The sequence below is a fragment of the Caulobacter hibisci genome (genome assembly GCF_016135805.1).
Lineage (GTDB): Bacteria > Pseudomonadota > Alphaproteobacteria > Caulobacterales > Caulobacteraceae > Caulobacter > Caulobacter hibisci.
In genome coordinates, this window is sequence record NZ_JADWOX010000009.1 from 120,119 (window position 1) to 142,078 (window position 21,960).

Below are 21,960 nucleotides of genomic sequence, written 5' to 3' on the forward strand. Positions count from 1 at the left end.
AAGCTTAACGGCTTGCCGTCATGGTGCCAGGCAATCGGGGACCTTCAGGCGTAAGCATGCAGCCGGACATCACTGCGTATCACCATGCCGCCACGGGCCGCGTGACCTATCTCGTCACCGATCCGGCGACGCTGCTCTGCGCCATCGTCGATCCGGTGCTGGATTTCGACCCGGCGACCGGCGAGACCTCCACCGCCTTCGTCGACGGCATCATCGCCGACATCCGCGAAAAGGACCTGGGCCCGACCTGGATCCTCGAGACCGCCGTCCACACCGGCCACCTGTCGGCCGCCGGCCACCTGAAGTACGAGACCGGCGCCTCGGTCGCCATCGGCGCCCACGTGCTGGAAAGCCTGCAGCGCCTAGTTCCGGCCCTCGGCGCCGAGGGCGTCGACCTGGAAGGCTGGGACTTCGACAAGCTGGCCCGCGAGGACGATGAGCCGCTGATCATGGGCGGGATCGAATTCCACCCCATCGCCCTCTCCGGCCGCCTGCCCGGCGCCGTGGCCTACAAGGCCGGCGACGTGGTCTTCGTCGGCGACGCCATCCTGCCGACCGGCCTGCCGGACAGCGACGCCCCCGGCGCCGACGCGGCCGGCCTGTTCGCCGACGCCCGCAAGCTGCTCTCGCTGCCCGGCGACACCCGCCTGCTGTCGAGCCAGGGCGAGACGACCGTCGCCGCCACGAAAGCCGCCAACCCCGACGCCGGCGACGCCGTGGCCGAAGCCGAATTCGTCGCCCGCCGGGCCGGCGACAAGCCCGCCCCTTCGGCCCTGACCATCGCCGCCCTCGAGGTCGCCGTCCGCTCGGGCAAGCTGCCCTATCCCGACGAGGCCGGCGTGCGCTTCCCGTCGCGGAATATCAGTTCGCTTTAAAAACGGACTTGCCTTCCATGTCATCGGCGCGCCTAATACTTCGCACGTGAAGCATTAGGAGGCCTCGCCATGGCCGACGACCAGAGCGCCAACCTCACCGCCGTCCAGGCCGGCAGCCTGCCCGACCACCTGGGCCTGCAATGGCTGGAGGCCAAGCCGGGCTTGGTGCGCGGCCGCTTCGATGTCGCCCGCCACCACATGGCCCCCAACGGCTTCCTGCACGCTGCCGCCGTCATCGCCCTGGCCGACAGCGCCGCCGGCTATGGCTGCGTCGTCTCCCTGCCCGAGGGCGCGACCGGCTTCACCACCATAGAGCTGAAGTCCAACTTCCTGGGCACGGCCCGCGACGGCGGCGTGGCCTGCGAGGCCAAGCTGATCCACGGCGGCCGCAACACCCAGGTCTGGGACGCCGTCGTCACGGCCGAGGCGACCGGCAAGACCATCGCCCTTTTCCGCTGCACCCAGATGGTTCTCTACCCCAGGGCCTGAGCCAGCACGGTCCGGACCCGGATCAAGCCGCGGCGCGGCGCAGGAAATTGCGCCCCGAGACAGAAAACCGCATCTTGGCCTCTTGCGCTCTTCCGGCGGCGCGGATAGGTATCCCGCCCTCACTCAAGGCCGGCCCAGAGCCAGCCACGAAGACCCCCTGGAGAGGTGGCAGAGTGGTCGAATGTACCGCACTCGAAATGCGGCGTGCCTGGAAGGGCACCGTGGGTTCGAATCCCACCCTCTCCGCCATTACCCCTAGATAAGTCGCTGTTTTTCCTCAGAAAACCAGCCGACGCCTTTACCGGCCCTACTATGGGTCCCACTTCGCCTATGCCCGCCCAATTGGTCCGGCGCTGGCCGGAGGCCAGCTGTGCGGGAGCATATTGGAGTCCCGGATCGATCCTCGGCTCCACCAAGGACCACGCTTAAGCACTTGTTTTATATCAGAAATTCAGCGCAGGCCGGCAGCCCGACCCACATTTTCCCCACGTTTTCTCCGGGTCGCGTTGGCTCCAGTTGGAACCTTTCGGGCACTGCTGGGATAGTGCCATGACGGGGCGGGGGTACTGCTCGTAAAAGGGCTTATCGGTTGGCCGCCCTGCGTTGCTTCTAGGCTCATGGAACGATTGCAGGAGCTCGACCTTCGGGTGCGGTGCGCAACGACCGCAGGATCACGGCAGTGGCGCCGCTCTCCCTGTAGGGCTGGCTAGGTCCGCCGGTTTCGATGCCGCTGAACTGGAGCTAGGCAAGCCACGTCGCGGGCCGACGCAACTGTGCTCGCCGCTGCAGCCGATCCTGCGCTCGGGCAAACGCTTGTCGACGCCCAGGCAAAGTCCGGTTCTGGTAGCCCGGATCTTCTAAGCATCGACAGAAACCCGCTCGGCTTCAAGCCGCGCGAGGCCCTCTTGTCAAAGTCAAAACTCCTCCCAACTGTTCGCCGCCAACTGAGAGCCTGGGCGAAGAGCGGCGACCGTCTTAGCCGCCGGTCGCCGCATCACCGGCGTGGAAGCCTCCGGCACGGCGCGCGAAGAACTTGGCGCCCGCCCGCCAACCTCGAACTTGGAGACCAGCGAGACTAGTTCGCCCGTCTCCGCCTTGAGGCTGGCGCAGGCGGCGGTCGCTTGCTCGACCATGGCCGCGTTCTGCTGGGTGACCTGGTCCATTTGGTTCACTGCGGAATTGACCTCGTTGAGACCGGTGGCCTGTTCCTTGGAGGACTGGGCGATCTCGACGATCAAGCTGTCGATTTCCGTCACTTGGGCGACGATGGTCTGCAGGGCCGAGCCGGTATCGCCCACGAGCTTGACGCCCTTGGCGACCTGCGCCGAGGAGCCGGCGATCAACACCTTGATCTCCTTGGCGGCCTCGGCCGAACGCTGGGCCAGCGCCCGAACTTCCTGGGCGACGACCGCGAAGCCCTTCCCCGCGTCGCCCGCCCGGGCCGCCTCGACTCCTGCGTTCAAGGCCAGCAGGTTGGTCTGGAAGGCGATTTCGTCGATCACCCCGATAATCTGGTTGACCTGACCCGAGCTCTCTTCGATCTCGCTCATCGCCGCGACAGCCTCCGCGACGACCGCGCCGGAAAGCTCCGCCTGGGTCCTGGCCCCGGAGGCCACGCTGGCGGCCTGGGCGGCGCCTTCGGCGCTTCGCCTGACGGTCGCGGTGATCTCGTCGAGCGCGGCGGCGGTTTCTTCCAGGGAGGCGGCCTGTTGCTCAGTGCGGCGCGACAGGTCGTCCGACGCCAAGGCGATTTCGTCGGCGCCGCCTCGGATGCCGCCGGTCGCGTTGGAGATGCTCGTCATCGCCTCGCGCAGGCTCTCGACCGCTTGATTGAAGTCGCGTTTGATCTGAACGTACTGGCCCTGGAATTCCGCGCTGATCTGCGCGGTGAGGTCGCCCCTCGCCAGACGCCCGAGGCTTTCAGCCAGCGTGGTCACCACCATGGCCTGCTCGGCTTCAGTCTGCCGGCGTTCCGCCTCCGTGCGATCGCGCGCGCCATCGGCGGCCTGCCGCATCCGCTCGGCGTCCGCTTCCAGAGCCTTGGCGGCGATGCCGTTGTCCTTGAAGATCTGGACGGCCTTGGCCATGGCCCCGACCTCGTCGGCGCGAGCTTGACCGTCGATCTCGACGGAGAAGTCGCCTCCGGCCAGGCGGCGCATGCTCGCCGCCAGGCCGTTCAAGGGCTTGGCGATCTTGCCGCGAGCGATCCACAAGCCCATCCCGCCAGCCAAGACCATGCCAACCAGGCCAAGCGCGATGTTCACAACCACCGTCATGACCGCGGCGTCGGACAAGGCGTTGCTGCGGGCCAGGTTTTCGGCGCTTTCGGCCTGATTGGCCGCGCGCAGATCCTTTGTCAGGCTGGCGATTTTCGGGTCCATCGCGTCAAGGGCCGCGTTGGCGCCGGCGTGATCGCCGCGGTCCGTGTGATGCAGCACGGCGTCAGCGTGCTTGATGATCTCCTCAACCCGGACCCGAAACGCAGCGATTTCGCCGGCGTCCTTGGGAACGTAGCCGGCGGCGTTCTCGAGGTTCTTGAGCACCTTCTGCTGCGCATCGACCATGGCGTCCCTGGCTTCCCGCGCGTCCGAAGAACCGACCGGATGCGAAAGAAGACGGTAGCCGGCATAGCCCATTTGGTTGATCTGGCGATTGACACGCGCCATCTCGACGGCCGCGGGGGCCTCGTGCTCGGTGAGCTCGGAAAACTGAGCGTCCTGATCGAGCAGCTTCAGGCTGCTGAAAGCAATGGTCACCGCAAAGGCGACCGAGAGGAGCCCAAGCGCCGAGGAAATCTTGGTGGCGATCTTCCAGTCGTCGATGGCGAGCATTTTTCCGCACAGGTCCAGGGTGTCTTTGAAGTGACTCTCGCGTAACCGCGTTAACAGCCCTGTTAACCGTAGGGGCGGCAAATTACCGCAGACCGTTCGAGCGCTCGGCTAATGCCGGTTCTTGGAGATGCCACCGGCAGGAAGGCGCTGCCCAGCCAGCTCCGTGCCCAAGGCATGGGCTCAGAAGGCGATGGGCTCGAAAGGTGGCTAGAGGATCTCAGCTCCGCTATGGCGCGACCAGACACTGCCATATGGAGTTATGAGGGCGCAGTTTGAGCGAGTTACGAAGGGCCAGCCTGTGAAATGGATCGTGCGCGTAGCAGTTGCCGTGCTGATCATCACGATCACCATGTTCGCAATCCGCATGTGCACTTCGATCGAGGAAAACGTATCGCGCGAGCGACCTTCGGCCGTTGGCTAAGGGGTTGTGCGATGACATGGCTGCTGTCGGGCGAGGCGCCGTTGGGAAACGGCGCCTTGCTTCAGGTTTTGAGCGTCGTGTTGAGACGAGCAACGCCGCTTAAGCAAGCGCCGCTCGGGGCTTAGAAGGATGGGAGACCGTTCTGGCTGGAGAGCGGTCTTGCATGACATCCGGCCAAGCGTCCCCTCACTGGGCGGGCGCGTGGTCGATGCTGAAGGTCCGGGACATGAGCCATCGACCGTCAGGGCCAAGCTTCCAAAGAATTGAGAACCGCGCCTTGCCGGCGAGGCGTTCTGGGCCGTCGCCCTTTCTCTCGTAGAATAGGTGCGTTCCTTCCTCCACGGCGCCGAAGCCCGGAATGGCGTAGACCTTGAGCGTGCCGGGCGCGAGCTGCCGACGAGGCCGCCACGCGTCGGGCGCGGGCTTGAGGGCGCAGCTCTTGGCGTAGTCGGCATTGAAAGCGTCCCGGCCCATCGCCCCGCCCTTGCCGTGGTAGAACTCCATGTCATCGGCCACGATGGTCGCCAAGGTTGCGGCGTCGCATTGCTCGGACATCACGTCGAACATGACCTCGTCACGCCCCTGGATGGCTTTGGTGAGTGCCGGCTTCGTTGGGATGAGGACCAAAGTCGCGGCAAGCGCGGCTAGAAGAGAAGGCATCGACCGGCTGGACACCAAGGCCGCGCTTTGGCAGAAATCGGTCTGATATCCACGGTCGATAAAATTGGGGGAGCTGATGCTCGCACGACTGGTCATCACTTCGATCATCGCCCTGAGCGGCTCTGCGGCCATGGCGCAATCTTCCCAGTGGTACTTCTACAAGGAGGTCAGCGGGATCGAGGTCTATTACGCCGTGCGCATCAATCCCGATGAGGCGCGGGTCTCGTGGAAATGCGTGAACAAGACGGGCGAGGCCGTCAGCTGTTCTGTCGGCGCCGGCCAGAACAAGGTCTATCGATGTGTCCGCGACGGCACGCCCGTCGGCTTCACCGAAGCACTGGGCGAGCGCGCAACAGCTCCGGCCCGCGGCGAATACGCCTTCCCGTCGGAATCGGCCTGCAAGGGCAAGGGTGCCAGCCAGGTCGAGCCCTACGGCGTCCAGATCAGCATCGAGCGGTAGCCACCATGGACGGTATCAATCCCCTCGGCATGCGGCTTTGGATCGGTCTGGCAATCGCCGGGGCCCTTCCCGCCGGCGCCGGCGCCCAGCCCCAGGCCGCCCAGCCTGCCAGCATCGCGCCGGGGAGCCAGTACACCTATTGCTGGGCGACCCGAAAACCCCAGCCCGGCCAGATCGACAATTCATACTACTACTCGCCCATCTTCGTGGGGCGCCCGGGCGACGAGGCCGACAAGGCGGCCTTCGCGGCGGCCGTGGTCGGTGCCTATGGAGGCGAGGCGGGCGTCTCGTCCTGCTCGTCTCGCGCTACGGCGGCGGAAATGATCGCCGTTCGGGACAGGCGGTTCAACAGGGACGCCCCCCATGCCGTCATGACGAGCCTCCTGCCCGGCGGTGCGCGGGTCGCCAATATCGAAGGCGCGTCCGTTCCGCGAACCGATCCCCCGGGTGACGGCTCGCTCGAACGGCCGCTGATCCTGGAATGCACGGCCGCCGCCGGCCAGTTCAGTTCCTTGACCCAGCGGTACGAGACCGCACAGAGCGTTCTGGTAAAGATCGCCGGGGGGCAGGTCTCGATCTGGAAGCGGTCGGCGTCCTCCTGGATCCAGCACCCTTGCGTGGAGAACAGCCGCAACGGGCAGTTCTGTGCGATCACGCCGACCCGCATCTGGCTCAAGGACAGCTACGAGCTGACGCGGGGAGCCGAGGAGTCGAACGAACTGGACATCGACCGCCGGTCGGCCGGATTCAAGTTCGAGACGCTGCTGGCGACGCCGAAGGTGGCGCCGTACATCCAGGCCCGCCAAGCCACGGGCGCCTGCCGGCCAACGAAGGAACCGGCGCCCGCGGCCACCCCGCCAGCGCCCCGCACCGCTTTCTAAGGGAGCCGGGCGTTCGGTTTGGAGACCGCGCCTCAAGGCGGTGTCTGTCGCAAGGGTGAGATCCGGGTGGCCATGACCTGCGCTTCGCGCCGCAGTCCGGGATCCTCCGGGCCGGCGCGGATTTCGGCCCGGCGCTGGCGACAACGGAACGGCGCCAGTCACCCCGGGAAGTCGCCTTCGGCCGCCACCCATCCCGGCCGGCTCTGTGTCGGCCATGCCGCGTCCGCTCCGCCGGACGTCGCCGAAGCCTTCGCCAGGCTGGCGACCGCACGCTGGGCTGCCGGCCTTCGCGCGGTGTCCTTCGCCGACCGATCGTCCTGACGGCGCGGTGATGGCCCGGGTATCGGGCGGCGCCTGGCCGAGCAAATTTTCGGCGTGGGCGACTTGACGTGTTTCGGCCGCGCCCTAACTCATCGCCTGCTTGCCGGGCGCCGACAGGGCCTGGCCCTGGGGCGCACAGCGCTTGGCTCTGCGCCCCTCATGTCCAACTTGCTTTCGAGGAGATGGAAATGAGCACCGCGTTTGACTTCAAGCCCTTCTACAGCTCGATGATCGGTGTTGATCGTATGGTCGGTCTCTTCGAGACCGCGCTGCGCACCGAGGCGAGCGGCAGTTTTCCGCCGTACGATATCGAGAGGACCGACGAGGCGGCCTACAGGATTTCTCTGGCGGTCGCCGGTTTTGCGCCGACCGATCTCGAAATCGTCGCCGAGCCCAATCTTCTGGTGATCAGGGGACGCAAAGCGGCCGGCGAAGACGCGGGCGCGCGAACGTTCCTGCATCAGGGCCTGGCCCAGCGCGCGTTCGAGCGGCGGTTCGAGCTGGCGGACTACGTCGTCGTCAAGGACGCTGTCCATGCCCATGGCGTTTTGTCGATCGACCTTGTCCGAGAACTTCCCGACGCCTTGAAGCCTAAGCAAATTCCCATCGGCCTGGGCGCGTCCCAGCAGGTGCTGGAACTCAGGGGCCCCAAGGCCCGCGAGGCGGCCTAGGGAGCCGGCTATGCGCATGAACACCAATCCGGGCGACCGAGCCCGTCCCTGGCCCGTCCGGCCGGCGGTCGGTTTCCTTCATCCTCTGGAGGTGCTGAAGGACCAGGACCTCGATCTCGCCGAAAAGCGCGAAATCCTGGCGGCCTGGGCTTCCGATGCGAGCGCGGTCGAGCATAGGCCCAGTCAAAGATGGCTCTTGGGGACCCCCGCGCCCGTACCGCTCAGCGAGGTCTTGTCCGCGCTGAGCCGCCTGGACCGCGAAATGTTCTCTTGAGTCGGGGCGGGCGGCCGGTCTGCGGAGGGCCGGCCGCCATTTTGTCCCGCAAAATATCGTGCACCATAGCCATGCCCTGTTTCATTTTCGTCGAGCCGTCGGGTGACGGCTGGGTCGTTCGCGGCGATTTCCGCAATAGCCCCCTGATGTTCCCCACCGGCGGGCGGGCCGAGCAGGCCGCCCGTGACTTGGCGCTTGGCCTGGCCGAAGCCGGTGATCCGGTGGTCCTGGATATTCGGCTGCTGGATGGGGGGCGCGCCGGACGATACCTGTTTCCAGCTCACGCGGCTGCGGACGCTGCCTTGGGGCTGCGCGCCTAGCCTGTGGGCAGGCGATCCAGCCCTCGCGCGCTCGCCGGGGGCGGCCGTCCCCGCGCGATCCCGGCGGCGACTGTTGGCGGGGGTCGCAAGACGCATCCCCGGGCGGTATGGCGCGGCCGGATCAAGCTCAATAGGCGCGGGCGCGCGTCTAGCCGGGGGCGCGTCCCGCCTGGGAGGCGAAGGGATGAGGACGGCGCGCAAGCCGCACGGCGACGGCGGGTCGCGCAAAACGCCGCGGACCATCGACAAAGGCGCTCGGCGGTGACACTCGTCTGTCCGCTCAGGGCCGATCCGGGTCGACGTCGCTTGGGCGAGCGGTCCGTCCTCAGAACCGCTCGATCTTGAGCGCTTTGTGGAGTCGAGCGATGCGTCTGGAGCGAGCCTTTATCTGGTCTGATCCCCTGCGAAAGGCGCCCGTGGCCCTGCGCTACGTGCTGGCCACCGCAGTGGTACTGGCTTTTTTCGCCGTGCGGTCGGTGTTTGCGCCCGTCCTCGGCGGCTATCCGTTCCTGCTGTTCTTCCCGGCCATCATCCTGATCTCGGTGGCCCTGGATCGCGGGACGGGCATGTTCTCGGTCTTCCTCAGCGCGATCCTGGCCTGGTACTTCTTCCTGCCGCCGGTCAACTCCTTCGCGCTTCCCGACGCCAAGGCGGCGGTGCCGCTGGCGCTCTATCTGTCGATCGCGTTCTTCCTGGCCGCCGTCGTCGAAGCCCTGCGATCGACCGCCCGGCGCTTGGCCCAGACGGCCGACAAGCTAGAACGCAGCAACGAGTTCAACCGGCTCCTGCTGCTGGACGTCAATCACCGGGTCAAGAACCACTTGACCTCGATCACCGGCCTGTTGCGCCTGTCGGCGCGCGAGATCGACGACCCCCGGGCTCGCAGCGCCATCGAAAACGCCGTCGGCCGCATCGGCGTCCTGGGCCAGGTCTATGAACGGCTCCACCTGGGCGAGCGGGCGACGGTGGTGTCCTCGCGCGACTTCATCGTGTCCCTCTGCGAGGGCCTTCGCCAAAGCGTCCTGGGCATGCGTCCCATCGCCCTTCGGGTCCAGGCCGAGGATGTCGCCCTCAGCTCGACCCAGGCCGTGCCGATCGGCCTTGTCATCAACGAACTTGTGGAAAACGCCCTCAAGTACGCCTTCCCGGATGATCGCGCCGGCGACATCCGGGTGATCTTCGGGGTCGACCAGGACAACTTGGTGCTCAGTGTTCGTGACGACGGGATGGGCAGCGATCCGGCCGCCAGGCCCGGCGGCGGTACGCGCATCGTCGGCTCCCTGGTCCAGCAGCTGGGGGGCGTGATCCGCCGCCAGGGCCCGCCCGGCACGGAGGTGATCGTCACGCTTCCCCGCCAGGCCCCCGAGGAGGACGCTGCGTGACGTGGGGGAAGAGGCGGCAGGGAACGATGCGCGCGTGCAGGGGCTATTAGGCCATCGGCCCGCTCGCGGGCCTCACTCCTGGAGGCTCTCATGTCCATTCTCGCCTGGATCGTCCTGGGCCTGGTCGCCGGCTTCATCGCCAGCAAGCTGGTCAGCCGCAGCGGCGGCAGCCTGGTCCTCGACCTAGTCCTTGGCATCGTCGGCGCGGTCGTCGGCGGTTTCCTGTTCAACCAGTTCGGCAGCGCCGGCGTCACCGGCTTCAATCTCTACAGCCTGCTAGTGGCGACGATCGGCGCGGTCGTGGTCCTGCTGATCTACCACCTGATCGCCGGGCGACGGGCGCTTTAGCGACCGGCGCGGACCTTCATCTCGTCCCCGGGCCGTGGCCAGGGGATTCTTCATGGCCGCTGCGGAAGCCGCGCGCCTAGGACATCGCCTCCAGCCGGCGCACGGCGGCCACGGCCGTGGCAAGGTCCTCGTGGCGGAAGGGCTTGACCAGGCGCGGCAGGTCCGGCGCCAGATCGTCGACATCGGCATAGCCCGAGGTGATCAGCACCGCCCGCCCGGGCCAGCGGGCGCGCACCCGGCGACAGAACTCCGCGCCGGACATGCCGGGCATCAGGTGGTCGGTGACGATGATGTCAGGAGAAAGTCCCTCGTCGAGCAGGGCCAGCGCCGCCTCGGCCTCGCTGGCCTCGACGACCAGATAGCCAAGCTCGGTGAGCTGGTCGGCGCTGGAGGCCCGGACCAGGGGTTCGTCGTCGACCAGGAGCGCCACGCCGGCCTGTTTGGCGGGCTTGACCGATGGCGCAGGGGCAGGGACGGGCGCCTGGCGGCTGACCGGCAGCCACAGCTCGAAGGTGGAGCCCGCGCCCGGCGCGCTCGCGATCGTCAAGACGCCGCCCAGTTGCGCGGCCAAGCCATGGACCATCGACAGACCCAGTCCTGTCCCCTTGCCGATCCCCTTGGTCGAAAAGAACGGCTCGATCGCCCGCGTCCGCGTTGCCTCGTCCATGCCATGGCCGGTGTCGGCAACGGACACGCGGACATAGGCGCCGGGAATGAGCCCGGCTGGCTGAGGCTGGTCGGCGTCCGCCGAACGGGCCGAAAGGCGCAGCGTCCCGCCGTCCGGCATGGCGTCGCGGGCGTTCACCGCCAGGTTCAGTAGCGCCATCTCCAGCTGGTTGCGGTCTCCATGGGCGGGAGCGACGCCGGGTTCCACATCGACGACGATGCCGATCTGCGGGCCCGTCACGCTTTCAAGCAGGGCGCCCATGTTGGCGATCAGGCAGGCAAGATCCACGGCCGCCGGCTGCAGGGGCTGGCGGCGGGCGAAGGCCAGGAGCCGTTGCAGCAGATCGCGCGCGCGTTCAGCCGAGGCCAAGGCGCCGTCGATCAGCCGCTGTTCGCGCTCGCCGCCCAGGCCCTGGCGCTTGAGGCGATCCAGGCTGCCGAAGATCGGCGTCAGCAGATTGTTGAAGTCGTGGGCCACGCCGCCGGTCAGCTGCCCCATGGCCTCCAGCTTCTGGGACTGACGCAGGGCCTCCTGCGCCTCGTTGAGCGCCGCCGTGCGCTCGGCCACGCGCGCCTCCAGCGTCGCGTTCAGGGCGTGCAGGGCCTGCTCGGCCCGCGCTCGCTCCACAGCATCCCACGTTCGGGCCGCGACAGCCTGCGCCAGGGCGGCGTCGTGGTCGGTCCAGCGTCGCGGTTTGGGCTCGTGGATGTAGAGCAGGGCGGTTAGCTTTCCGCCCCGTACCAGCGGAACGCCGATCATGGCGCGCACGCCGATCGAGGCATAGCCATCGGCATGCGGGGCGGCGCGGGCGTCGTCGGCCAGGCTGTCCAGCCGTACCGTCTCGCCGGCGCGCAGCGCGGCGATGATCTCGGGGCCAAAGCTCTCCAGGAGGCGGCTTTCTCCGGCGAGGCTCGCCATGCCTGCCGTGGTCCAGTCGGACGCGACGGCGACATGTTGGCCGTCGGTCGAGATTTCTCCATAGCCGACCCGCGCCGCGCCCAGCGTCTCGCCCAGCAGGGCGACGGCCGCGCTCTTGGCCGCTTGCGCATCGGCGGTCTGGGCCAGCCGGTCAGCCAGGTCCAGGAGCGCCTTGTGGCGCCGCTCGGCCAGCACCCGCTGGGTCGTCTCGCTGACGATGCAGAGCACGCCCCCGACCGACCCGTCCGCTTCCAGCACGGCGGAGTAGGAGACGTCGAACCAGACGTCCTCGGGGTGTCCGTGCCGCTCGATGTAGAACTGACGGTCCCGGGCCTCGAAGGTGGCGCGCGTCTGGCGCACGCCATCTAGCAGGGGGCCAAGATCGTCCCAGAGCTCGGCCCAGCCCTCGCTGGCCGGCCGTCCCAGGGCGCGGGGATGCTTGTCGCCGATCGTCGGCGCATAGGCGTCATTATAGAGGGCGCAGTATCGCTCGCCCCAGAAGAGGACGATCTGAGCGCTGGCCGGCAGCATCAGTCCGACCGTGGTCTTCAGGCTGAGCGACCAGCCGGCTGGCGGGCCCAGGGGGCTGTCGGACCAGTCGTGCGCGGCCATCAGCCGGCCCAGGCGGCTGTCGCTTCCAAGAAACGCCAGATCCTGATTGGTCACACCCCTCGCCTCTAGCTCGCGCGCTAAACCGCTGCCGACAACCGCCAAGGCCAGGCTTGGGTTCCATGCCTTGAGCCCGTCCACGCCCGACAAGGCTGCGACAATCAACCTCAGGCCAGATCAATGGCCAAGCAAACCTTCCAAGTCGACTGTAACGCCTCGCGGAGGGGATAATCTTGGAGACAGGTCAAGCCAACGAGGCGGATCAGAGACTGGCCATCCTGCAGTCTCTTGGGCTGTTGGGCTACGAACCCGAGCTGGCATTCGACCTGATCGCCGAGGCGGCGCGGGCCGCCATGCAATCGGACGGCGGGTTCGTGACCTTCGTCGGCGGCGATGAGGTTTGGTTCAAGGCCGCCTCCGGCCTCGTGGCCAAGAGCCTGCCAAGGTCGCAGGCCTTCTGCGACCGGGTGGTGAAGACCAAGGCGCGCGTCCTCATCGAAGATGTCGGGCGCGATCCGGAATTTTCCCATATCGACTATGTTGGCGCCTATGCCGGCGCGCCGGTGCTCGTCCAGGATCACGTCGTCGGAACGGTCTGCGCCACGAGTCTGGCGCCGCGTCCCTTCACGGCGGCTCAACTGCACCAACTCGACCTCCTGGCGCGCATGGTCGGCGAGCGCCTGGAGACGAGGCGGGAAAAGCTCTTCCTGTCGCAGCTGTTCGACGGGACCTCCGACGCGGTGCTGATCGTCGATGAGCAGCAGACCATCATGCACTGGAACGCCGCGGCCGAGACGCTCTTTGGCTATCCGGCGCGCGAGGCCTTGGGCCGTCCCTTAAGTATGATCATCCCGGCGCGCCTGCGCCCTGGCCATGATCGCGGCTTTGCCCGGCTTTGCAACGGCGGCCGGCCAACCATGGCTGGCGCGGTCGAGGTTCCGGCCCTGCGCCAGGACGGCTCGGAATTTCCTGCCAGCCTGTCTCTGTCGATGTGGCGGGACAATGAACGCACCATGGTCGGGGCGATCGTCCGCGATATTTCCGATCGCGAGGCCCTGCACCAGGCCCGCGTCGCCAGCGAGGCCAAGACCCGCTTCCTGGCCAATATGAGCCATGAAATCCGCACGCCCCTGAACGGGATTCTCGGCCTGGGCGATGTACTTTCACGCACGGCCCTGGGCCCCGAGCAAGCCGAACTGCTGCGCGCCATGACCGGCGCGGCGCGCACCCTGGAGGCGTTGCTCAGCGACGTCCTGGATCTGGCGCGCTCGGAGGAAGGTGCGCTGCGCATCGCCCGCGAGCCGTTCGACCTGCCGGGCCTAGCGCGCGAAGTCGGTGAGTTGCATCGGCCGACGGCGGAGGCCAAGGGCCTAGCCTATGCCGTCCAGGCTCCCTCAGGCAAGCATTGGGTGGTTGGAGATCCCGTTCGCCTGCGCCAGGTGCTGGGCAATCTGCTCAGCAACGCCGTGAAATTCACCCATGAAGGCTCGGTCAACCTGCAAGTCGCCGCCGTCGAGGAAGGATGGCGTTTCTTGGTGTGCGATACAGGCATCGGCTTCGACGCGGCCGCCAAGGCCCGTATCTTCGACCGTTTCGCCCAGGCCGACGACTCCATCACCCGCAGCTATGGCGGGTCAGGACTGGGATTAGCGATCAGCGCCGATCTCGTCCGGGCCATGGGCGGGGCGCTCTCGGCGGCGTCCACGCCGGGCGCGGGTGCGTCGTTCACCTTCGGACTGACCCTGCCAGACGCCCCGCCAGTGCTTGAGCCGCCCGCGTCCCAGGCCCGCCTGGATCGTGCTGTACGCGTGCTTCTGGCCGAGGATCATCCGGTGAACCGGAAGGTCATCGAGCTGATCCTGGGTGAGGTCGGCGCGGAGCTGACCTCTGTATGCGACGGCCGCCAGGCGGTGGAGGCCTTCGGCGCGGCCGATTTCGATCTGATCTTGATGGACATGCAGATGCCGGTCATGGACGGGCTGAGCGCCACTCGCGAAATCCGCGCCCGGCAGCAGCGCCTGGGGCAGCGCCCCTGTCCGATTATCATGCTCACCGCTAATGTCCTGCCAGAGCATCTGCGCGCCAGCTTCGAAGCGGGAGCGGATCGCCATCTCGGCAAACCGATCGAAGCGGCTCGCCTGCTGTCAGCGCTCGACGAGGTTCTGGCGGCGCGCACAGATTGACGCTGAGGGAGCATCCGCGGACTGAGCGTGGTGAGATACCAGCGGAGGTTCGCCGCGGATTACATCCGACCAACGGCTTTGGAGCGAGGCGGCAACCTGAGCGGGGATCCTGCACGCAACGCGCGCCAACACGCCACATGGCTACACCCCTGCGAGTGTGTGAGAATGCTCGCGTAAATATTGCAGGTTAACGATGAGTAATCACCCCACCGATACCCATGTGGGAGCCATGATCCGCGGCCGTCGCAAGGCGCTCGGCATTTCCCAACAGGCTCTTGCCGATCGGCTGGGTGTGTCGTTCCAGCAGGTCCAGAAGTATGAGCGCGGGGACAATCGAATTAGCGCCTCGAAACTGTACGCTGTGGCCCACTGTTTGTCTTGCCCGACCACATATTTCTTTGACGGCCTGTCGACCTGCCACATCAGTACAGAAGGCGGGCCGTTAATGTTGACCGCTGAGGATCTGGAAGTCGTTCGGCTTCTGTCCACGATACCTAGCTCCAAGGTGCGGCGACAGATCGTCACTCTCGCGCGCGCCTTAGCAGCAGAGGCATAATTTCTCCCTCCAAAAATCTCTTGACCGTGCTTAACAGGCTAGTCCTGGTCGCCACTGCGAATGCTGAGCTTGTGAATGGCCCGGCATAACGAAATGAAGTTTTCTCGGCGCTAGCTGGAAGTGTACCGCTCTGAATTGATCGGCATGGACGCTCTCCCGGGCGGAGAGCCCGCGCAAGCTAGTTAACACGGACTTACGACCTTAACTGGATAAGGCAGCTGCGTGGACGTTTCGGCGGCCTCGCCTCTCGCAAGCACGCCGCTAACTTATCCCGGTTCTGCGCCACGATCGCCGCCCCATCGCTACCGTCTTGCCACTTCTGAGTATCAGCGGCTTGTAGCAACCGCTCCCCTGCGGGCCACAGACCCCGCTGTAGCGCATGCGCCGCCATCTTCTCCGGCCAGGCCCACCGCTCGGGCGCCGCCGTCGCCACGACACCAGGCAGGAAGACACCCAGAAAGGCCCCAGCCAGCAGGCCCACAGACCCCACCTGCAGCAGTCGCCAGTTCTGAGCGCTCGCCAGCCGGGCCCGATCGATCCATCCGTCAAGATCGCGCATCGCTCGCTGCAACCCATCCTGGGCCTGGCTCAGCGCCGCCCGATCCTGCCGCCGCACCTCGCCCCCCGCCGCCGCGACCTGCCGCGCCACCTCTGACGGACTCATCGCCAGGCCCGGACTGGCCATCACTTTCCGCAGCCGCGCCCCCACCACCGATAAGCCTTTAGAGATCTCACCCAGCGTCTCGCTGTAATCGGGCGCCGCCGCCCGCTCGGCCGCGAGCCCGGCCAACGCGACGTTCAGCAACGCCACCTCCCGCCGCAGCGCTTCGAACGCCGCCGCCGCCGGGTCGACCGGCGCCTCTGATCCGATCTCCTGCTCCATCATGACCTCCTAGATGCCAAGCCCGCGCCCTCGGCCGATGCCGAGGTATTCGATCAGCCCCTGCCCGACGCTGCGCCCCATCTCCGGCGGCAGGCCAAGCTCGGCTCGCCGGCCGCGCAGCAGCGATTCCATCTGCGGGTCGCGCTGCAGGCTCTTGGCCATGTCGCCCAGGCGCTCCTTGATCTGGCCCGCGCCGCTCACGTCGCCCGCGCGATGCAGGGACGAGCGCTGCCGCTCCAGGCCCTGCCAGCGCTCCACGAACCGGTCGGCCCGCAGCCGCGGATCGACGCGTACCTCCGCCTCCAGCTGCAGAACCCGGATTGCGCCCTGCGTCCGCCCCGCGGCGGTCTCGCCGGCCAGGGCCGGGTCGCGGACATAGGCCCGCTCCAGATCCTTGGCGGCGTGCGGGCCGATCTTCCCAAGCGCCTCCCGCGCTTCCCCCAGCGCCCGCCGCTGATGGGCCAGGATCGGCAACCCGCGCTCGTCCATCCGCATGACATCGGCCGCGGCGCGGGCGTGACGCTCGATCGCGCGATGCTGGTCGGCCTGGTCCGCGTCCCGCGCCGGCGCCGGCGCCGCCGGCTCGCGCACGGGGCTAGCCGGCTTGAAGCCGGCGAACATCCCGCGCTCGCGCTGCGGCGGCCTTTGCGTCGCATCGACGCCGGCACATGGATGTCGCGCCGCTGAGCAAAATCGCTGGCCATGTCCTTGGCCCGCTCGCGCGAAAGCACGCGGGTCAGCTTGCCCAGATCCTCGAACTCATCTCGGCCGTAGTGGATGTGCACGCTGTCGCGGTGACGCGACAGGGCGACATAGGCGCCGTGACGATCAAGACCGGGCGTGGCCAGCACATGGGCGCGATCGACGGTGACGCCCTGGCTCTTATGGATGGTCGCCGCATAGCCGTGATCGACCTGGGCGTAGTCCTTCAGGTCGAAGGCGACGGAGCGGCCGGCGTCGAGCCGCACGGTCATCTGGCTGGGCGAGACCTGCTCGATCTCGCCGAGCATGCCGTTCTTCACGCCCAGCCCACGATCGTTCTTCAGGAACATCAGCCGGTCACCCGTGGCGAACGACCGCTCGCCGCGCTCAGCCTTGACCGTTACATCTTCGCCCAAGGCGCCGGCCTGGCCCAATCGACCGCGAGCAGTCAGGTTGAGATCGCGCACTTCATCATTGGTGTGGGTGAGGATGATCCGGCTCTTGTCCGGCTCGGCGATCCGATCGCGGTCCCACCGCTCGACCAGATCCTCGCGCGCCTGGTCGCGCGTCTCGGCGGCGTGGACCATGCCGCGCGCCTCGTAAGACGCCAGCGCCTCACCGGTCCGGCCGGTGGCCAGATGGCGCGTGGCGTCGCGCTGCCAGTCCTCATGTTGGCGACGAACTTGGGTGATCTCGACGTGGGAATGACGCTCGGCGATCGACCGGAAGGCCGCCCCGGCCTCGATCGCCTGAAGCTGCTCGGGATCACCGACCAGCACCACCTTGGCCCCAGCCTTTTCAGCGGCCGACAACAACCGCTCCATCTGCCGCGAGCCTATCATGCCGGCCTCGTCGATCACCAGCACGTCGCGGACGTCTAAGAGCTCGCGCTCCTGCTTCCACTGGTGCTCAAGGCTGGCGATGGTGCGCGAGGCGATGCCCGATCCGCCCTCCAGGTTCTCGGCGGCTATGCCGGATAGGGCCAGGCCCTGGACGCGATAGCCGGCGTCCTCCCAGGCTCCGCGCGCCACGCCCAGTAGCGCCGACTTGCCGGTGCCGGCATAGCCGACGATGACGCCCAGATCTCGCCCCTCGGTGACATGCTCGAACGCAGCCTTCTGCTCACCAGAAAGGACGAGACCGCGCTCCCCTGCCCGCGCCAAGGCGCGCCGCTGCTGCAGCTGACCGACCTCATGCGCGCGGCGCTGCGCCATCACCTCGCTGGCGCGATGCAGCCGGTCCTCGACGGCCAGCATCTCGCGACTGGTGAAGCGATCCTGGCCGCGGCCGTCCTGGCCCAACGTCACGAGTTCAGGCGAGGTCTGCACCGCGCTCATGGCGCGGTCGAACTGATCCTTGCCGTCCGAATGGCGGTGGATGAACTTGGCCAGATCCTGGCGGGTGAACGTCGCCTGCTGGTGGGTGATGGCGTCGAGCGCGACGCGCGGATCGGCGATGATCTTGTCGCCGTTCTCACGGGCGATGCGGTGATGATCTTCGAGCCGCTCTGTCTCGACGCCTTCGCCGGCCATACGCCCGGCGGCCGGACCAATCTTGTTCTGCGGCTCAAGCTCGATGCCCTGGTCTTCGAGGCTGCGATGATCGATCCGCGCGTCGATATCGAGGGCTGCGAGCCGCTCGTTGACGTGATCAGCCCAAGCCTCCCGCCAGTGCTCGACAAGCTCGGTGCGGTTCCAGTCGCGCACCTTGGCGCCAAAGTCGTCCTCGCCGACCCCGCGCATGGTGAGCATGACGTGGGCGTGCGGCTTGGCCAGGCCATCGGGGCCGATATCCCAATGCACATTGAGGTCGGCCACCATGCCGCGATCGACCATCTCGCGCTGGACGAAGTCGCGGGCGAGAGCGACGCCCTGAGCCTGGTCCATCTCGCGCGGGATGGCGAACTCGACCTCGCGAGACAGCTGGGCGTCCTTGCGCTTTTCGCCAGCCTCGACGGTGTTCCACAGCGTGCCGCGGTCAGCGAACTGCTCGGGCGCGCCGTCCGGCAGCATGACTTCGGAGTGGACGACGCCGGTCTTGCCGGTGAAGTCGTGGTCGCGGTCGAGCCGCTCGTCGTGCAGTCGGCTGGCGGAGCGATAGGCGGCCGAGGCCACGGCGCTGGCCCCGGTGGCGCGGCTGATGACTTTGACGCTGAAGTGGTAGATCGCCATGGCGACAGACCACTTACGCCCTCAAGCGCACGTCGGCACGACGTATAAGCGCGCCCTCCCAGATAAGAATCTCGGGAGGGACCGGGCCGTCCCAGTCTGCTCCGGCGACCTTACAGCATTCCGACAGCTGCTGTTTTATCCTGAACGCATCCCGCAATCGATGGAGACTGCGATGCGCAAACCCCGTGACTTCGACGCTGAACTGAAGAGCCTCGAAGACAAGGCCAAGACGCTGAAGGATCGCAAGGTCCGCCAGCTTGGCGAGCTGGTGATCGCCACCGGCGCCGACGCGCTAGAAATCGAGACCCTGGCCGGCGCGCTGCTTTGGATCACCGACTCCGGAGAGGCCGCCCGCAAGCAAGCCTGGACAAAGCGCGGCGCTGCCTTCTTTCGACGGGGCAAGGTCGAGCCCACACCTGCGGACGCTGCGCCAAGCGCTGGCGGCGGTCAGTGAAGCCGAGCGACGGACCACAGCCGCGCGCCATCGCCTGGAAGCCCAGCGCGCCCGGTTCGACACGCGGGCCTGGGCGGTGAAGCGGCGAGAGCGGACCCGTCACTTGATCGAGCTCGGCGGTCTCGTGCAAAAGGCCGGCCTCGTCGACCTCACGCGCGATGATCGCGCCGCGCTCTACGGCGCTTTCCTGACCCTGGCGGCGATGCTCAAGGCCGAAGACGGCGAGCACACCCTGGCGCTCTGGCGGCGCGGCGGGAAGCGGGCGTTCGAGGTGGAAGCCGAGGGCAAGAACGGCCAGAGCTGAGGCCGGGCCATCACCGGCGCCGACCGCCCTCCCCTCGGAGACCATACGCCCTGGATCGCATGGTGGAACAAGGGCCGGACGGGCTGGTGCGCGTCAAGGGTGCGCGCCCTTGGGCGCGCATCGCGGAGCGACGGCGAAGCCGCCCTTGACCCGCACCAGACCGCCCGGCAGACGCTCACCAAGCGCTCCAAGGCGAGCACCGACCGTTCCGGTCCTGGCTCCCGCCACGGGAGAGGAAGACGCCAGGCGCTGCGGCCGGCCGACGCACCTAAGAAGAAAGGGCTAGCTGCCGCAGGTCGGCGTCCCACAGTTGGGACACCGGGTGATGCGCAGGTCTTCCATCGCCGACTTGAAGAGGTCGTAGCCGTCGCCCTGCTGGTGGATCATCACCTGTAGCGCCACCTCCAGCTTGGCGACCGCGCCCTTCAGCTCATGGGCGCGCAGCTTGGGCAAGGCGTCGAGCCAATCGCGCTGGCGGTCGAACAGCGGCTTCAGCTCCGCGTCGATGGCGTTCATTTCCTCGGTGGGCGTCATCGCAACCCGCTCCTCGGGCGTCATGCGCTCCCACCGCCGCTGCTGGACGAGGATGGTCTCGAGGTCCGACCAGCGGCTTAGCAAGCGATTGATCTGTGCGTCCAGCGCCAGCCATTCGGCGCAACGCGCCACCACGGGGTTGGCCGGAGCAGCAACGCCAACACCTGCACCAGCAGCCAAGGGCGCAGCGCTGGCGGCGCCGATGACGACGCGGCGCGAGATCGGCAGCGGCCCCTTATCGTCGGACATCGGAGCGCTCCGGGTTGGGCAAAGACCGCGACGCCGGCCGACGGCGCTCGATCAGGTCGACCGTGCGCGAGACCTCGACCAGCGCCCTGGCGAACAGCGCCTGCACCTCGTCGGCCGACAGGCCCATGTGGCGGGCGATGAAGCTGTAATCCAGCGCCTGGACGGCATTGAGCAGGAAGACGTCTCGCCGCTCCACCGGAAGCCGCATCACCGCATAGGACATCACTTGCTGGACATTGTGTGGATCGAACGCCCGGCCGCGCCAGAGATCCGGATATCGCCAGCGCCACCACTGGCTCGGGCTAAGCGGCCACAGATTTCGCAGGAGGGTCATCGATGGTCTCCCTCGTCATCGATATCAAACCAGGAGGCGGCCGCGGTTACGGCGTCGATCAGCGCGCGCACGACCAGGCAGGCCCAAGCCCAATCCACCGCCAGGATGCTCTCCCTCGGCATCCGCGCGACGGTGTGGGTTTGGTAGAAGGGGCTCAGCAGCGCGGCCAAGTCGGCGAGCCCGGCGGGCTCAGCCCGAAAGCCCGCGCGCCTTGCTGACTTCAGCGCCTTGACGAGGTCGTGGCGAAGGTGGACCCGGTTCCAGTCGTCGGTGACGCCGCGATCCAGCAGATAGGCCTTCAGCGCCAGTTCGATGGCGATGGCCAGATGATAGCGCGTTCCCTCGGGATGGCGCTCCAGTGCGTGCTCGGCCGATAGCAGGAAGCTCGCCGCGTTACGTCGGAACGTCGACGCCAGGGGGCGGTCGGCGCCGTCTCGTCGGCGGGGTACGCGGCACGTCATTTGCCACAGAAGGCGGTCAGGTCACGGGCCGCGCGGGTGATCAGGCCGTGAGCTTCTGGCTCGTCATCCTCGAAGATCAGGCAGGAGGCCACCATCAGGTTGGCGATCACCGCCTCGACGCTGGCGGCGGGCTTTGGCCGCATGCTCTTGAGTAAAGCAAGCCTCTCGACCTGCAGCACATCGAGGCGCGCGTCGATCTGCGCGAGCTTCTGGCCTTCCGGAATGGCGGCGCGCTCATCTGGCGACAGGCGGTGCCATTGCATCTTCCGGATCAGCCAGCCTTCGAGCTGGCCCCACTCGGTCATCAGCCTCCGCTGCTCGGCGTCGACGGCGAGCCAGCGCTGGCAGAGCATCACGGCAGGATCGGGCTTGGCCGCAGGAGCCTGCAAGGTTGCCGTCAGCGGCGCTGTCGCGCCGCCTGCCATCACGGCGCGCCTGGAGAGCTGGTCCAGACGCGCGGGCGTAGGCCCCGCCTTTCGACGTGACTCCATGACCTCTGTCCTTTGATGTGTATTAGTCGGTTTGCACCGTCACCACAGCACAATTTGCGATTAAAAGTGCCACCTCACATTAAAGATGACAAGGCGAAAATCACGGCTGGCCAGATTCGAGCCGCCCGAGGACTTATTGACTGGAGCGGGCCGAACCTCGCTGAGGCTTCCGGAATAAGCCTTCATACGATCCGCCGAATGGAAACCATGGGCCCGGAGCGAAGCACCGCGGCGAATGTCCAGGCCGTGAAGCGCGCCCTCGAAGAAGCGGGCATCGTCTTCCAGGGGGAAAATGACGAATTTGGTGCGGGTGTTCGCCTGCGAAAATAGGCGCAGCCGACCGCAATAGACCGCATGCAGATGCAGCGGAGCAGCGCCCAGTACTCCCTACCTACTCTTTTGCCGCAGGGAGTTTCTTTTTCTTTCCCACAGTACGATCGGGTTGTTTGGGGGTCTTGCGGACGCTGTAACTCGATCCAATTCTGGCTCGTCGAATGCTTTCAGATCTCAT

At 67.1% G+C, this 21,960-nt stretch carries 24 protein-coding genes and 1 tRNA gene; 15 read left to right on the plus strand and 10 right to left on the minus strand.

The features are described from left to right. The first annotated feature begins 56 nt into the window (after positions 1-56). The 3 genes from I4Q42_RS14370 (at position 57) to I4Q42_RS14380 (ending at position 1,613) form a co-directional block, all read left to right on the plus strand. Positions 57-875, plus strand: coding sequence for an MBL fold metallo-hydrolase (locus I4Q42_RS14370; protein ID WP_198576772.1), 819 nt, complete (start codon positions 57-59; stop codon positions 873-875). 69 nt (positions 876-944) lie between these two features. Continuing rightward, a complete protein-coding gene (locus tag I4Q42_RS14375; protein WP_198576773.1) occupies positions 945-1,364 on the plus strand; it encodes a PaaI family thioesterase in 420 nt (139 codons plus the stop codon). Between the two features lie 159 nt (positions 1,365-1,523). Further along, a tRNA-Ser gene (locus tag I4Q42_RS14380) sits at positions 1,524-1,613 on the plus strand. Positions 1,614-2,278: 665 nt separating this feature from the next. Here the strand turns inward: I4Q42_RS14380 and I4Q42_RS14385 are convergent. Together I4Q42_RS14385 and I4Q42_RS14390 are read right to left on the minus strand one after the other, a co-directional pair. Further along, entirely contained in the window at positions 2,279-4,195 is a 1,917-nt protein-coding gene (locus tag I4Q42_RS14385) for a methyl-accepting chemotaxis protein (protein WP_198576774.1), read from the minus strand. 607 nt (positions 4,196-4,802) lie between these two features. Beyond that, complete coding sequence (locus tag I4Q42_RS14390; RefSeq protein WP_232793135.1) at positions 4,803-5,408, minus strand: nuclear transport factor 2 family protein; 606 nt, start codon at positions 5,406-5,408, stop codon at positions 4,803-4,805. On the opposite strand from I4Q42_RS14390, the gene I4Q42_RS14395 reads away from it, so the two are divergent. The 7 genes from I4Q42_RS14395 (at position 5,407) to I4Q42_RS14425 (ending at position 9,933) form a co-directional block, all read left to right on the plus strand. Next, the gene (locus tag I4Q42_RS14395; RefSeq protein ID WP_198576775.1) at positions 5,407-5,736 is read left to right on the plus strand and encodes a hypothetical protein; all 330 of its coding nucleotides are present in this window, start codon (positions 5,407-5,409) and stop codon (positions 5,734-5,736) included. The two genes, I4Q42_RS14390 and I4Q42_RS14395, sit on opposite strands and share 2 nt — an antisense overlap. A 5-nt stretch (positions 5,737-5,741) precedes the next feature. Continuing rightward, complete coding sequence (locus tag I4Q42_RS14400; RefSeq protein ID WP_198576776.1) at positions 5,742-6,617, plus strand: hypothetical protein; 876 nt, start codon at positions 5,742-5,744, stop codon at positions 6,615-6,617. 509 nt (positions 6,618-7,126) lie between these two features. Continuing rightward, a complete protein-coding gene (locus I4Q42_RS14405) occupies positions 7,127-7,609 on the plus strand; it encodes an Hsp20 family protein (RefSeq protein WP_198576777.1) in 483 nt (160 codons plus the stop codon). A gap of 10 nt (positions 7,610-7,619) precedes the next feature. Further along, the gene (locus I4Q42_RS14410) at positions 7,620-7,883 is read left to right on the plus strand and encodes a hypothetical protein (protein WP_198576778.1); all 264 of its coding nucleotides are present in this window, start codon (positions 7,620-7,622) and stop codon (positions 7,881-7,883) included. Between the two features lie 71 nt (positions 7,884-7,954). Beyond that, positions 7,955-8,203 (plus strand): hypothetical protein, encoded by a 249-nt coding sequence (locus tag I4Q42_RS14415; protein WP_198576779.1) that lies wholly within the window; start codon positions 7,955-7,957, stop codon positions 8,201-8,203. 416 nt (positions 8,204-8,619) lie between these two features. Beyond that, positions 8,620-9,585 carry a sensor histidine kinase gene (locus I4Q42_RS14420; protein WP_198576780.1) on the plus strand — a complete coding sequence of 322 codons (966 nt, stop codon included), beginning with the start codon at positions 8,620-8,622 and terminating at the stop codon, positions 9,583-9,585. A 90-nt stretch (positions 9,586-9,675) separates the two neighbouring features. Then, entirely contained in the window at positions 9,676-9,933 is a 258-nt protein-coding gene (locus I4Q42_RS14425; protein WP_198576781.1) for a GlsB/YeaQ/YmgE family stress response membrane protein, read from the plus strand. A gap of 76 nt (positions 9,934-10,009) precedes the next feature. Here the strand turns inward: I4Q42_RS14425 and I4Q42_RS14430 are convergent, their stop codons facing one another. Beyond that, a complete protein-coding gene (locus I4Q42_RS14430; protein ID WP_198576782.1) occupies positions 10,010-12,184 on the minus strand; it encodes an ATP-binding protein in 2,175 nt (724 codons plus the stop codon). A gap of 239 nt (positions 12,185-12,423) precedes the next feature. Here I4Q42_RS14430 and I4Q42_RS14435 point away from each other — a divergent pair, with 239 nt between their 5' ends. Then, positions 12,424-14,310 (plus strand): hybrid sensor histidine kinase/response regulator, encoded by a 1,887-nt coding sequence (locus tag I4Q42_RS14435; RefSeq protein WP_269816503.1) that lies wholly within the window; start codon positions 12,424-12,426, stop codon positions 14,308-14,310. Between the two features lie 229 nt (positions 14,311-14,539). Further along, on the plus strand, positions 14,540-14,866 hold the full coding sequence (locus tag I4Q42_RS14440; RefSeq protein ID WP_232793136.1) for a helix-turn-helix domain-containing protein: 327 nt from the start codon (positions 14,540-14,542) through the stop codon (positions 14,864-14,866). A 193-nt stretch (positions 14,867-15,059) separates the two neighbouring features. Here I4Q42_RS14440 and I4Q42_RS14445 read toward each other — a convergent pair whose 3' ends face one another. From I4Q42_RS14445 to traA, 3 genes are read right to left on the minus strand one after another with little or no spacing between them, the layout of a single operon-like run. Then, positions 15,060-15,749 (minus strand): DUF6118 family protein, encoded by a 690-nt coding sequence (locus I4Q42_RS14445; RefSeq protein ID WP_198576785.1) that lies wholly within the window; start codon positions 15,747-15,749, stop codon positions 15,060-15,062. Positions 15,750-15,758: 9 nt separating this feature from the next. After that, complete coding sequence (locus I4Q42_RS26085) at positions 15,759-15,911, minus strand: hypothetical protein (protein WP_232793137.1); 153 nt, start codon at positions 15,909-15,911, stop codon at positions 15,759-15,761. A gap of 35 nt (positions 15,912-15,946) precedes the next feature. Beyond that, positions 15,947-18,622 carry a Ti-type conjugative transfer relaxase TraA gene (traA, locus tag I4Q42_RS14450; RefSeq protein WP_232793138.1) on the minus strand — a complete coding sequence of 892 codons (2,676 nt, stop codon included), beginning with the start codon at positions 18,620-18,622 and terminating at the stop codon, positions 15,947-15,949. A 172-nt stretch (positions 18,623-18,794) separates the two neighbouring features. Between traA and I4Q42_RS14455 the strand changes: the two genes are divergently transcribed. Then, entirely contained in the window at positions 18,795-19,076 is a 282-nt protein-coding gene (locus tag I4Q42_RS14455) for a conjugal transfer protein TraD (protein WP_198576786.1), read from the plus strand. A gap of 76 nt (positions 19,077-19,152) precedes the next feature. Continuing rightward, entirely contained in the window at positions 19,153-19,380 is a 228-nt protein-coding gene (locus I4Q42_RS26090) for a conjugal transfer protein TraD (RefSeq protein ID WP_408611072.1), read from the plus strand. Between the two features lie 282 nt (positions 19,381-19,662). On the opposite strand, the gene I4Q42_RS14465 is transcribed toward I4Q42_RS26090, so the two are convergent. The 4 genes from I4Q42_RS14465 to I4Q42_RS14480 are packed head-to-tail and all read right to left on the minus strand — an operon-like array spanning position 19,663 to position 21,449. Continuing rightward, entirely contained in the window at positions 19,663-20,163 is a 501-nt protein-coding gene (locus I4Q42_RS14465) for a hypothetical protein (RefSeq protein WP_198576787.1), read from the minus strand. After that, positions 20,150-20,497, minus strand: a complete 348-nt coding sequence (locus I4Q42_RS14470) for a sigma-70 region 4 domain-containing protein (protein ID WP_198576788.1) — start codon at positions 20,495-20,497, stop codon at positions 20,150-20,152. The genes I4Q42_RS14465 and I4Q42_RS14470 overlap by 14 nt, the downstream gene beginning before the upstream one ends. Further along, positions 20,494-20,958: a HEPN domain-containing protein gene (locus tag I4Q42_RS14475; RefSeq protein ID WP_198576789.1), complete on the minus strand. Its 465-nt coding sequence runs from the start codon at positions 20,956-20,958 to the stop codon at positions 20,494-20,496. Before I4Q42_RS14475 ends, I4Q42_RS14470 begins: the two co-directional genes overlap by 4 nt. Then, on the minus strand, positions 20,955-21,449 hold the full coding sequence (locus I4Q42_RS14480) for a hypothetical protein (RefSeq protein WP_198576790.1): 495 nt from the start codon (positions 21,447-21,449) through the stop codon (positions 20,955-20,957). Before I4Q42_RS14480 ends, I4Q42_RS14475 begins: the two co-directional genes overlap by 4 nt. Before the next feature lie 198 nt (positions 21,450-21,647). Here I4Q42_RS14480 and I4Q42_RS26410 point away from each other — a divergent pair, with 198 nt between their 5' ends. Next, on the plus strand, positions 21,648-21,779 hold the full coding sequence (locus tag I4Q42_RS26410; protein WP_269816500.1) for a hypothetical protein: 132 nt from the start codon (positions 21,648-21,650) through the stop codon (positions 21,777-21,779). Positions 21,780-21,960: the final 181 nt, after the last annotated feature.

What these genes read in the sequence shown, in the direction of transcription:
- I4Q42_RS14370 (WP_198576772.1), top strand. Translation starts at nt 57, where the DNA reads ATGCAGCCGGACATCACTGCGTATCACCATGCCGCCACGGGCCGCGTG.
- I4Q42_RS14375 (WP_198576773.1), top strand. Translation starts at nt 945, where the DNA reads ATGGCCGACGACCAGAGCGCCAACCTCACCGCCGTCCAGGCCGGCAGC.
- I4Q42_RS14385 (WP_198576774.1), bottom strand. Translation starts at nt 4,195, where the DNA reads ATGCTCGCCATCGACGACTGGAAGATCGCCACCAAGATTTCCTCGGCG.
- I4Q42_RS14395 (WP_198576775.1), top strand. Translation starts at nt 5,407, where the DNA reads ATGGCGCAATCTTCCCAGTGGTACTTCTACAAGGAGGTCAGCGGGATC.
- I4Q42_RS14390 (WP_232793135.1), bottom strand. Translation starts at nt 5,408, where the DNA reads ATGGCCGCAGAGCCGCTCAGGGCGATGATCGAAGTGATGACCAGTCGT.
- I4Q42_RS14400 (WP_198576776.1), top strand. Translation starts at nt 5,742, where the DNA reads ATGGACGGTATCAATCCCCTCGGCATGCGGCTTTGGATCGGTCTGGCA.
- I4Q42_RS14405 (WP_198576777.1), top strand. Translation starts at nt 7,127, where the DNA reads ATGAGCACCGCGTTTGACTTCAAGCCCTTCTACAGCTCGATGATCGGT.
- I4Q42_RS14410 (WP_198576778.1), top strand. Translation starts at nt 7,620, where the DNA reads ATGCGCATGAACACCAATCCGGGCGACCGAGCCCGTCCCTGGCCCGTC.
- I4Q42_RS14415 (WP_198576779.1), top strand. Translation starts at nt 7,955, where the DNA reads ATGCCCTGTTTCATTTTCGTCGAGCCGTCGGGTGACGGCTGGGTCGTT.
- I4Q42_RS14425 (WP_198576781.1), top strand. Translation starts at nt 9,676, where the DNA reads ATGTCCATTCTCGCCTGGATCGTCCTGGGCCTGGTCGCCGGCTTCATC.
- I4Q42_RS14440 (WP_232793136.1), top strand. Translation starts at nt 14,540, where the DNA reads ATGATCCGCGGCCGTCGCAAGGCGCTCGGCATTTCCCAACAGGCTCTT.
- I4Q42_RS14445 (WP_198576785.1), bottom strand. Translation starts at nt 15,749, where the DNA reads ATGGAGCAGGAGATCGGATCAGAGGCGCCGGTCGACCCGGCGGCGGCG.
- I4Q42_RS26085 (WP_232793137.1), bottom strand. Translation starts at nt 15,911, where the DNA reads ATGGCCAAGAGCCTGCAGCGCGACCCGCAGATGGAATCGCTGCTGCGC.
- traA (WP_232793138.1), bottom strand. Translation starts at nt 18,622, where the DNA reads ATGGCGATCTACCACTTCAGCGTCAAAGTCATCAGCCGCGCCACCGGG.
- I4Q42_RS14455 (WP_198576786.1), top strand. Translation starts at nt 18,795, where the DNA reads ATGCGCAAACCCCGTGACTTCGACGCTGAACTGAAGAGCCTCGAAGAC.
- I4Q42_RS14465 (WP_198576787.1), bottom strand. Translation starts at nt 20,163, where the DNA reads ATGTCCGACGATAAGGGGCCGCTGCCGATCTCGCGCCGCGTCGTCATC.
- I4Q42_RS14470 (WP_198576788.1), bottom strand. Translation starts at nt 20,497, where the DNA reads ATGACCCTCCTGCGAAATCTGTGGCCGCTTAGCCCGAGCCAGTGGTGG.
- I4Q42_RS14475 (WP_198576789.1), bottom strand. Translation starts at nt 20,958, where the DNA reads ATGACGTGCCGCGTACCCCGCCGACGAGACGGCGCCGACCGCCCCCTG.
- I4Q42_RS14480 (WP_198576790.1), bottom strand. Translation starts at nt 21,449, where the DNA reads ATGGAGTCACGTCGAAAGGCGGGGCCTACGCCCGCGCGTCTGGACCAG.
- I4Q42_RS26410 (WP_269816500.1), top strand. Translation starts at nt 21,648, where the DNA reads ATGGAAACCATGGGCCCGGAGCGAAGCACCGCGGCGAATGTCCAGGCC.